This is a genomic window from Pseudomonas sp. GL-B-19, assembly GCF_019956415.1.
Taxonomy (GTDB): Bacteria; Pseudomonadota; Gammaproteobacteria; order Pseudomonadales; family Pseudomonadaceae; genus Aquipseudomonas.
Genome location: NZ_JAHBDK010000094.1, coordinates 1 through 6,587, shown reverse-complemented (window position 1 = coordinate 6,587; position 6,587 = coordinate 1). Strand labels below are relative to the sequence as shown.

Sequence of the window (6,587 nt, the reverse complement as noted above, 5' to 3'; positions counted from 1 at the left end):
GGGGCTTGTTTGTGCGTATGCCATCCGCTTGTTTGTGGATGCCAGAATTGGCGGGGGGAGGGTAGTTGGACCGCGTTATCGTTCATCGCGAGCAGGCTCACTCCTACATTGGACCGCGTTCGCCTGAACAACTCGGTCAACTGTAGGAGTGAGCCTGCTCGCGATGGCGGCCTCAAATCGGAGTGCTGTTTAAAGGTGTTTAAGGTTACTTCCTGAAAGCTACAACGCCTTGCGCCATTACCTACGACTACGCCAGAATCCGCCGGCTTGTGCGCTTTGGACGCCCTCGGTAACTTTATTCCCGTCACTGATTCCCAGTGATCGGGTTTAGTAGCCCGAGGATTTGAAGGCTGCACAAGCGTCTGTCAGACAGGTATTTCCATACCTGTATTTGATGGTGGCTGTGCGCAGGGCGTCCTCGGACGCGCCGGCTTTGCCTTCGTTCCCCGGTCTACTAACCTGCGTACAGCCGCCACCCCTCGTATTAGTAGCGAGGCGTGGCTGCCAAAAAAGGAACGAATGAATATGTGCAAAGTTACTCCAAACCCGCCAGACACAGATCCGGCATCCCCCTACGAATCCCTCGATTCAAAAAAACTCCACGAAGCCGCCGAACGCGCCCTCGATCACTACCTCAACCCCGGCGTCATCAAATCCCCCGCCACCCGCAAACCCAGCACGATGTTCATGCTTGCACCGGATATCCGAGACGAAGACCTCTTGGCCCACACCTGTGAGTCACTGGCCCAGGCCAGTGTCATGGCCAGCGATTTCGCGGGGTACCTGGAAGGGCCGCATCGGCATACGGCCATGGCGATCCAGCAGATCATCATGCTGGCGGAACTGGCGGCGAACCGGATGCTGGATAACGTTGAGGTGCCGAAGTAATACCCAAGCACCGCGTTATCGTTCATCGCGAGCAGGCTCACTCCCACATTGGACTGCGTCCGTCCGGACAACTCGGTCAAACTGTAGGAGTGAGCCTGCTCGCGATGGCATCACCTCGGTCCAAAGTGAGCCTAGCCCGACGCATCAACGCATTATGAGACAGCACGGCCTTATGTAAGTCCTTGCTGTCAGCCCCTTCTGATTTTCCTCGCTCTGCGACTTAACCCCCCAACAGCTGTGTACCTTGTCGGCAAGGACCCATTGTCGAGAGAAAGTGTATGGACACATCTTTAAGGAAAACCGTTACGGACAGTGCGCTTAAACGAGCCCTGCTACTGGTTGATCTAACCGAAACAAACAATCCCGATCACGCCGTCCGGCTACTGCTGAATGAAATCCTCCAAGGACTCGCGGAAAAAGGCTGGCCTCAAGCTCATCTGCAGACAGGGCCGAGGATTGTGTCTGCTGAAGAAAATTATGGTTTGCTCGGCTACGACCCGGCAGAGGTCACGCTCGGGAGTGAACACACACGCTGGGTCGATGAGTGCTCGCTGTTACGTACGCAAACCACCAGTCAAATTCCGGCTGCGCTTCAGCGAGCCGCTCAGGTACGGCATCCGGGGCAGACGATCTTGCTGGCGGCGCCGGGTATTACTTTTCGTCGTGATAGTCGGGATCGTTGGCATTGTGCCGAACCGCATCAGATGGATATCTGGGTGCTGGGTGATCCGGAACTGGCTACGCATGAACATCTATTGCGTCTGGTCGGCGATATCCTCATGTCCGCCGTTCCTGAGAAAGAGTGGGTCTACAGCGACAGTCCGCATCATTACACCGAGGGCGGAATTGAAGTGAATGTGTTGAATGACCGTGCTCCGGTCGAAGTACTGGAGTGCGGTCGTATTGCGAGGTCTTTGCTGGAGCGCTTGAAGATAGACCCGCAGCGTCATGGAGGGCTGGCGCTCGGAATGGGGCTGGATCGCCTGACGATGTTGCGCAAAGGCATCCCGGATATTCGCTTGTTGCGCGATCAGAACATACCAGTGCAGGCGCAGATGCATGATCTGAATCCATGGAGTGCGGTATCTCGTTTGCCGTCAATTGCTCGTGACATTTCGTTGGCGGTGACGCCGGGGCTAAGTGAACAAGTGTTGACCGAAAGGATGTTGCTGGCTGCGGGTGATTGTTCTGACTGGATCGAAGAGATGCAAGTCAAGGGGCGTTGGGCGTTCTCGGAGTTACCCGCGCAGGCCATTGAACGACTCGGGCTGCTGCCGGGCCAGGAAAATGTGCTTTTGCGTGTAGTGCTGCGGGATTGCTCGCGATCAATTACTACCGCTGAGGCGAACGCGTTGTACGCGGACATTCAGGCGGCGATGCATGAAGGGGCGCCGGGGGCGGGTTACAGGATGGATATGCCAAGGGCTTGAAGTTGAACAACCCGAGTAACCACTGAAGCACCGCGTCATCGTTCTTCGCGAGCAGGCTCGCTCCTACAGGGGAATGCGGTCAACTGTGGGAGCGGCGGTGCGACGATTCGACTTGCACGCGAAGGCGGTGATGCAGGCGACAATTTTTCGCGCTATCCAGGACCAATCAACTGAACAGCCAAAACGGTAGCTTGAATTATTTTGTTGCTGAATATGCTCAAGATTGATTCGTTTTCTCCTTTGCTTGAGCGGAACATCCGGGGTCGTCTGGTTGCTTTTTGTGAGAAACGTTCGCTGCGAGCGTTCTGGAATAAGCAATAGATCTGGAATTAGATGTTTGATTGTTTGCCGATGGATGATCGCGAAGACGCGTGGCAGTTATGGATCAATAGATAATCTTTCATGGAACTGCACTTACATGCTGTAGGTGCAATCAATCGATAAAGTGGATGTTATCCGCTACCGGGAGGCAAGGATGCACGGCCAAGTTATGGCTAACTATTCTGATCATTTGTGTATTCATCATCTATTCGAGGAGCAGGTTGCTTTAGGCCCTGAGGTATCAGCATCAAATTATAAACTGGAGAAATCATGGCTAATCCCTATCGCGAACTACTGACAACCCCTGGCGTCATGGGGTTAGTCATCGCGAGCTCCATCGCCCGTCTGCCACAGGCAATGATCGGCATCGGCATCATCACCATGTTGGTGCAGCAGACGGGTCTTTATTGGTTGGCTGGCTCGGTCGCAGGTACCTTTACATTAGCGAATGCGTTGATTGGCCCGCAAATATCGAAGCTCGTTGATCAACGGGGTCAGAGTCGGGTTCTGCCCTTTGTTACAGCCTTCAGCATTGGTATGTTGCTGGCGCTGATAATGGCTGTCTATGTGAGGGCTCCGACCTTACTGCTTTTTATTCTGGCGGCACTGGCGGGCACGATGCCGAGCATGCCCGCCATGATAAGAGCACGCTGGACACAGCTTTTCCGTGGCAAGCCGCAATTACACACGGCTTTCTCCCTGGACACTGTTCTAACTGAACTCGCCTTTATTATTGGCCCACCACTCGCCATTGGTCTGAGCATCAGCTACTTCGCCGAAGCCGGGCCTCTTGTTGCCGTCGTGCTTCTGGTCATCGGCGTAACGGCTTTTCTTCTGCAACGGCAGACAGAGCCAAAAGTGGTTGTGGGCAGCAGGCGGAACGCAAGTTCGACTTTGCTTATCCCCGGTGTTCGCACCATCGTTCTGGCGCTTCTAGCGATGGGTGTGATTGGCGGATCCATCGATGTGGCTGTTGTTGCCTTCGCCAATGCACAAGGTTGGCCAACGTCCGCCAGCTTTATCCTGGCAGCTTATGCGCTCGGCTCGATGATCGCTGGTCTGACTTTTGGTGCGCTAAGGGTTTCCTTGCCGATTGAAAAGCAGTTCTTTATTGGAGTACTGGTAACAGCAGTAACAGCGGTGTTGCCTATTCTTTCACCGGACGTCTACATCCTTGCCGGAATGCTCTTTGTGGCAGGAATATCATTCGCGCCGACGATGGTCATCGTCATGAATCTCGGCACGATCATTGTTCCACCGTCGAGGATCACCGAAGGACTGACGTGGATGACGACAGGCATCAGCATCGGCGTAGCACTCGGTGGAGTGCTTTCGGGCTTGATCATTGACGTCTATGGTGCGCGGGCAGGGTTCGGTGTAGCCATTGGCGCGGGGCTTGTAATGGTGGTGATCGTGCTTTTGGGGTTGCGTGTACTTCGTACTACATCAGCGACTTGCGCCGAGCCAACCTTCCAGTGATTGGGTAGCTACTGAAACCCTGTGGCGAGGGCGCGTGCTCCCTCGCCACAAAAGCGCTCACACCCTTCAGATCCGAAAACTCCCCACCAACTGATTCAACCGATCCGCCTGCCTTTCGAGCTCAGTACAAGCCCGCAATGTCGATTGCAGATTCTCCACCCCTTGCTGATTCAGGGTGTTGATCTCGGTGATGTCGACATTCAACGCCTCAACCACCGACGTCTGTTCCTCAGTCGCCGCCGCCACCGATTGATTCACGTTGTCGATCTCGCCAATCCGCTGCGTCACGCTGCTCAAGCGTTTCCCGGCGAGGTTGGCGATGTTCACGCTTTCCTCACTGTGCTGCTGGCTTTCGGTCATGGTCGTCACCGATTCGCGCGCGCCGATTTGCAGCTCTTCAATCATTTGCTGAATCTCCGCTGCTGACGTTTGCGTGCGCCCGGCGAGGCTGCGCACTTCGTCGGCGACTACCGCAAACCCACGGCCTGCTTCACCGGCGCGGGCGGCTTCGATGGCGGCGTTGAGCGCCAGCAGGTTGGTCTGCTGCGAGATGCCTTTGATCACTTCGAGGATGTGCCCGATGTTCACGGTTTTGTCATTGAGCACTTCGATGTTGGCGCACGAGGTGCTGATTTTGCCGGACAGTTCGTTCATCACCTGGATCGTGCGCTCCACCACCTGGCGCCCGTCTTCGGCTTGTTGCCGTGCCGCGCTGGCCTGTTGTGAAGCATCGCAAGCGTTATGCGCGATTTCCTGGGCGGCGGCGCCCAATTGGTTGATCGCGGCGGCGACGCTGTGGGTGCGGATCGATTGTTCGCCGAAGTTGCTCATCGATGAGTTCGATGCCAGTAGCACTCGCTTGGCGCCTTCGTTGACACCGAGTGCCGCCGAAGACACTTCGCGGATCGAGTGATGAATACGCTCGACGAAACGGTTGAATGCGGTCGCCAGTTGGCTGATTTCATCCCGCGATTGCACCGACAGACGCCGAGTCAAGTCGCCGTCACCCAGGGAGATATCCTCCATGACCCGCGTGAGCATTTGCAGCGGACGGGTGATGCGAAACGCCGCGTACCAGATCAGCATCAACCCGAGCAGGGCCGAGCCTGCGCCCAACAACAGTTCCAGCGCGGTGCTTTTTACCCCTTGTGCGTCGAGTTCGTTTTGCAGCGTGGTCACCGGTGCCAGCAACACGTCCTGCGGCACGCCCACCAGCACACCCCACGGAGCGGCGCCGGCAATCGGTGCCAGTGGTTCGAGGACGTTGATCCGCTGCTGATCGACAAATACCTTCGCTTGGCCTTGGCGCAAGGCGTGCATGACCGAAGCATTCTCCAACGGTTGCCCGAGGCGGCTGACGTCCTGGCTGTTCGCTGAGATCACCCCGCGCGGGCTGACGATGCTGATCTGCCCAAGGCCATCGAACAATTGATGGGCGCTGGTTTCGCTGTTGTGTTGCAGGGCGGCGAGGTTGATGTCGAGGCCGACCACGGCGATGACTTTGCCGTTGTCCATCAGCGGGAACGCAATACTGGTCACCAGTTTGCGGCTGCCGGAGGCCTCGTCGAAATAGGGCTCCAGCACGCAAGCTTGCCGGGTATCGAGAGCGCAGGTGTAGAAGGCGTTGTACGGCGCGCCGCTGGGGCCCGGCGAGGTGTTGGCGAGCAGTGCTTCGTCGCCGATCACCGCTTGCAGTTCACCGGGTTTGCTTTGCACCCAATACAGGGAAAAACGCCCGGTCTCGTTGCTGCCCATGGCCGCTTGGTCAGCGAAACCGGCGTCGGCGCCATCGAGGGCGTCGGGTTCGAAAATGACATAAAGCCCGAGCAGGTCGGGCTTGTCGATCAGGGCCTGGTGAAGCTGATTGCTCAGGGCCTGGCGCAGTTGCGGGCGGGTCAGATGGCCCTGCTGTTGCAGCTGCCTGAGGTAGAGCAAATACCGTGATAACCCTTGGCCGTATTCGTGAGTCTGGGTGAAGGTGCGTTGCACCTGCATCGCCTGCACGGTGCCCAGCGCCTGCATGTGCTCCTTGGCGGCGTTGGCGAGCATGTCGCCGCTGGATTGGGCGACTTGCTGGCTGCTTTGAAGGGTTTGATACAGCGACAAGCCCATCAACAAACTCACCACCAACAGCAGGCAGAGGCCGGCGAGCAGGGCGATTTTGCTCTGGATCGTCAGAAATTTCGGGTGCATTGGAAAGGCCTTTTTCCTTGAGACGCAATGACGCGGCAAACGCAATCTGTAGCCGCCGACGCAACCCCTGTAGGAGCCGAGCTTGCTCGCGATAGCGGTGTATCAGGCAACTAATATGTCGATTGATACACCGCTATCGCGAGCAAGCTTGATCTGGTCCAGTAATTTTGGACATTGTTTTCGGTTCTCACGCCGCCATCTTTTCTGCCGCTACCGGCGAGTGGTAACCGTTGTAGCTGTGGCGCCTTACATTGTTGTAGCGCGCCACATATCGGT

General features: G+C 56.6%; 3 protein-coding genes and 2 pseudogenes. 3 read left to right on the top strand and 2 right to left on the bottom strand.

All coding sequences use genetic code 11. The features are described from left to right. The first annotated feature begins 525 nt into the window (after positions 1-525). The 3 genes from KGB06_RS27935 to KGB06_RS27925 all read left to right on the top strand — a co-directional run bounded on the left by KGB06_RS27935 (position 526) and on the right by KGB06_RS27925 (position 4,118). Positions 526-888 carry a DUF6124 family protein gene (locus KGB06_RS27935; protein WP_223521499.1) on the top strand — a complete coding sequence of 121 codons (363 nt, stop codon included), beginning with the start codon at positions 526-528 and terminating at the stop codon, positions 886-888. 278 nt (positions 889-1,166) lie between these two features. After that, positions 1,167-2,318 (top strand): hypothetical protein, encoded by a 1,152-nt coding sequence (locus tag KGB06_RS27930; RefSeq protein ID WP_223521497.1) that lies wholly within the window; start codon positions 1,167-1,169, stop codon positions 2,316-2,318. Between the two features lie 591 nt (positions 2,319-2,909). Beyond that, positions 2,910-4,118: an MFS transporter gene (locus KGB06_RS27925; RefSeq protein WP_223521496.1), complete on the top strand. Its 1,209-nt coding sequence runs from the start codon at positions 2,910-2,912 to the stop codon at positions 4,116-4,118. A gap of 66 nt (positions 4,119-4,184) precedes the next feature. Here the strand turns inward: KGB06_RS27925 and KGB06_RS30210 are convergent. Beyond that, a pseudogene (locus KGB06_RS30210) lies at positions 4,185-4,781 on the bottom strand (methyl-accepting chemotaxis protein); the annotation flags it as partial. A gap of 261 nt (positions 4,782-5,042) precedes the next feature. Next, a pseudogene (locus KGB06_RS30205) lies at positions 5,043-6,113 on the bottom strand (HAMP domain-containing protein); the annotation flags it as partial. Positions 6,114-6,587 lie beyond the last annotated feature (474 nt).

Bases quoted from the DNA above. Each gene is read 5' to 3' on its own strand.
- KGB06_RS27925 (WP_223521496.1), top strand. From the start codon at position 2,910: ATGGCTAATCCCTATCGCGAACTACTGACAACCCCTGGCGTCATGGGG.
- KGB06_RS27930 (WP_223521497.1), top strand. From the start codon at position 1,167: ATGGACACATCTTTAAGGAAAACCGTTACGGACAGTGCGCTTAAACGA.
- KGB06_RS27935 (WP_223521499.1), top strand. From the start codon at position 526: ATGTGCAAAGTTACTCCAAACCCGCCAGACACAGATCCGGCATCCCCC.